1 protein-coding gene is annotated in these 237 nt (G+C 73.0%); it reads left to right on the top strand.

What is annotated here, in order from left to right; all coding sequences use genetic code 11:
- Positions 1-237 (top strand): hypothetical protein (locus ACSNOK_RS36120; RefSeq protein WP_436784878.1); only part of this gene is annotated, 237 nt, incomplete at both ends.

Here is a 237-nt window from a genome sequence, read left to right as displayed (position 1 = left end):
CTGGTGGTCGTCGTGGACGGCCCCACCGGGCCCCGCTACCGGTTGCTGGAGTCCGTCACCGCGTACGCGGCGGAGCGGCTGGACGAGATGGAGGACCTCACCGCCGTACGCGACCGCCATCTGCGCTACTACCTCGCACTCGCCGAGCGTGCCGAGCCCGGGCTGCGAGGTGCGGACCAGCGGACCTGGCTCGCACGCCTGGACGCCGAGGCCGGCAATCTACGCGCGGCACTCGAC

The organism is Streptomyces sp. URMC 126 (assembly GCF_051386555.1).
GTDB lineage: Bacteria > Actinomycetota > Actinomycetes > Streptomycetales > Streptomycetaceae > Streptomyces.
This window is presented reverse-complemented; position numbering and strand designations above follow the sequence as displayed.